The sequence below is a fragment of the Intestinibacter sp. genome, assembly GCF_051866655.1.
Taxonomy (GTDB): Bacteria; Bacillota; Clostridia; order Peptostreptococcales; family Peptostreptococcaceae; genus Intestinibacter.
Genome location: NZ_JBJDXL010000476.1, coordinates 1 through 2,563, shown reverse-complemented (window position 1 = coordinate 2,563; position 2,563 = coordinate 1). Strand labels below are relative to the sequence as shown.

The 2,563-nt window shown below is 33.0% G+C and carries 3 protein-coding genes and 1 pseudogene; all 4 read left to right on the top strand.

All coding sequences use genetic code 11. The annotated features are described in order from the left end of the window. A pseudogene (locus ACI3VO_RS14310) lies at positions 1-437 on the top strand (S66 peptidase family protein); the annotation flags it as partial. A gap of 116 nt (positions 438-553) precedes the next feature. Beyond that, positions 554-1,330, top strand: a complete 777-nt coding sequence (locus tag ACI3VO_RS14305) for a PhzF family phenazine biosynthesis protein (RefSeq protein WP_439758565.1) — start codon at positions 554-556, stop codon at positions 1,328-1,330. Between the two features lie 19 nt (positions 1,331-1,349). Next, the gene (locus ACI3VO_RS14300) at positions 1,350-1,730 is read left to right on the top strand and encodes a RidA family protein (protein WP_439758564.1); all 381 of its coding nucleotides are present in this window, start codon (positions 1,350-1,352) and stop codon (positions 1,728-1,730) included. Between the two features lie 126 nt (positions 1,731-1,856). Beyond that, positions 1,857-2,563, top strand: a 707-nt coding sequence (locus tag ACI3VO_RS14295; RefSeq protein ID WP_439758563.1) for an HAD family hydrolase, incomplete at its 3' end; no start/stop codon positions are given.

Here is a 2,563-nt window from a genome sequence, read left to right as displayed (position 1 = left end):
AAGGTGAAGAAATATTTACATTATATGAAGGAAAATGCCAAGGTCAAATCGTGGGCGGCAACTTGAGCTTGATAAATACATCTCTAGGAACAGAATACGAAATAGACACTAAGGACAAAATCCTATTTATAGAAGAGACTAGCGAATATGTATATAATGTAGATAAAATGATAAACCACCTCCACATGGCCGGTAAATTTAGAGATTGCAAGGGCATAATATTCGGCGACTTCGACAACTGCAGAAAGGTCAGAGACGAGGACTGGGCAGTCGAGGATATAGTAAATGAAATCGCCCAAAGATACAAAAAGCCGACAATTTACAACCTACAAACAGGTCACTGCATCCCAGTCGGCACAATACCTCTAGGTGCGATGTGCTACTTAGATGCTACTAATAAAAAGGTAGAATTCGATTATTCAAATTGCTCATGCTAAAATTGAATGCCATACAATAAAAATTGAATGCCATACAATTATAATATTGTTGTAAAAAATTGTATATGCTAACCTTATATTAAGTTAATAATTTATTTGAAAGGGGAAATTATATTATGAAACAATATGTAATTGATGCATTTAGTGACAAGTTATTTGGTGGGAATCCAGCTGCAATATGTATAATGGATTCGTGGATTTCAGATGAAATGATGATGAACATAACTAGAGAAAATAATCTTTCAGAAACAGCATTTGCAGTAAAAGAGGGTGATAAATATAAATTACGTTGGTTTACACCAGGAGGAGAAATAGACTTATGTGGTCATGCAACATTAGCAAGTGCTTATATTATTACAAATTTCTTAGAAACTGATTTAGAAACAGTAACATTTTCTACATTGAGTGGCGACTTAATCGTAAATAAAAAGGGCGATTTATATGAAATGGATTTTCCTGCATACGACCTAAAACCAGTTGAAATAACTGAAAAGATGATCGATGCTATAGGAGCTAAACCAGTAGAAGCATATATGGGAAGAGATTTACTTTGCATATTTGACGACGAAAAAACAGTTAGAGAATTAAAGCCTGATATGGAAAAATTAAAAACAATTGATGGATTATTATTACAAGTAACTGCAGCAGGAAAAGATGTGGATTGTGTATCACGTAGTTTTGCTCCAAAAATGAACGTTGATGAAGATCCAGTATGTGGTTCAGGACATTGTCATATTGCACCGTACTGGTTAAATAAACTGAACAAAGATAGTATAGTTGCATATCAAGCTTCTAAAAGGGGTGGAGTACTTTATTGTAGCCAAGAAGGTGATAGAGTTAAGCTTAGTGGAAAGGCTGTAGTATATTCAATAGCAGATATTAATATAGATTAATTGAAGGAGAATAAGTAAAATGAGTAATCAAGTAATACACACAAATAACGCACCAGCAGCTATAGGACCATATTCACAAGCAATAAAGGCTGGAAATCTATTATTTATATCAGGTCAAGGAGCATTTGATCCTAAAACAATGGCGATTGTAGAGGGTGATGTAAAAGCACAGACAGCCCAAACTTTAGAAAATATTCAAGCAATATTAAAGGAAGCTGGAGCTGATTTTTCAAACGTAGTAAAAACTACTGTTTTCATAAAAGATATGAATGACTTCGGGCAAATAAATGAAGTATATGCTAAATATTTTGGTGAAAACAAGCCTGCTAGAGCTTGTGTTGAAGTTGCAAGACTTCCAAAGGATATAAAGGTTGAGATAGAATTAATAGCAGTATTATAGATAAATAAATCGGAATTCAACTATTCCAACTGCTCATGTGAAAAATAAGTTTGATTAATTATATGTTTTGTAATAAAATGGAAATATTAACTCGAAGAAGTATATCAGAGCAATTTAGGGGGACATATGGAAAACATTACAACAATATTATTTGATTTAGACGGAACACTAATTCCTTTTGATCAGGAGGAATTTATAAAAGCTTATTTTTACAATTTAATAAAAAAATTTGCACCTATGGGATACGACAAGGATTTACTTATAAAATCTATATGGGCAGGAACAGGAAGCATGGTTAAAAACGATGGAAAGGTCACTAACGAAGATGCATTTAAAATTACCTTCTCAAAATTAATGCAAAGAGAATACGACGAAATGGAAAAAAGCTTCCTTGATTTTTACGCAAATGAATTCGACGATGCAAAATCTACACTACAAGAAGACGTAGATAGATCAGAATTTATAAAATCTCTAAAAGACAAGGGATTAAAGGTGGTTTTAGCTACAAACCCAATATTCCCAAAGGTGGCTGTCCAAACTAGACTTAACTGGATTGGCTTGAAATTAGAGGATTTCGACTATGTGACTACTTTCGAAAATAGCCACTACTGCAAGCCAAATTTAGATTATTACAGAGAAATTTTTGAAAACATCGGTTCTAATCCAAACGAATCTATAATGGTCGGAAATAATGCACTAGAAGATATGATATCTGGCGAGCTAGGTGTTAAGACTTATTTAATAACTGATAATCTTGAAAATCCTAACAAGGTGGATATAGATCAGTTTGAAAATGGAAGCTTTGATTTTATAGCTGGTAAAATTTTAGAAGT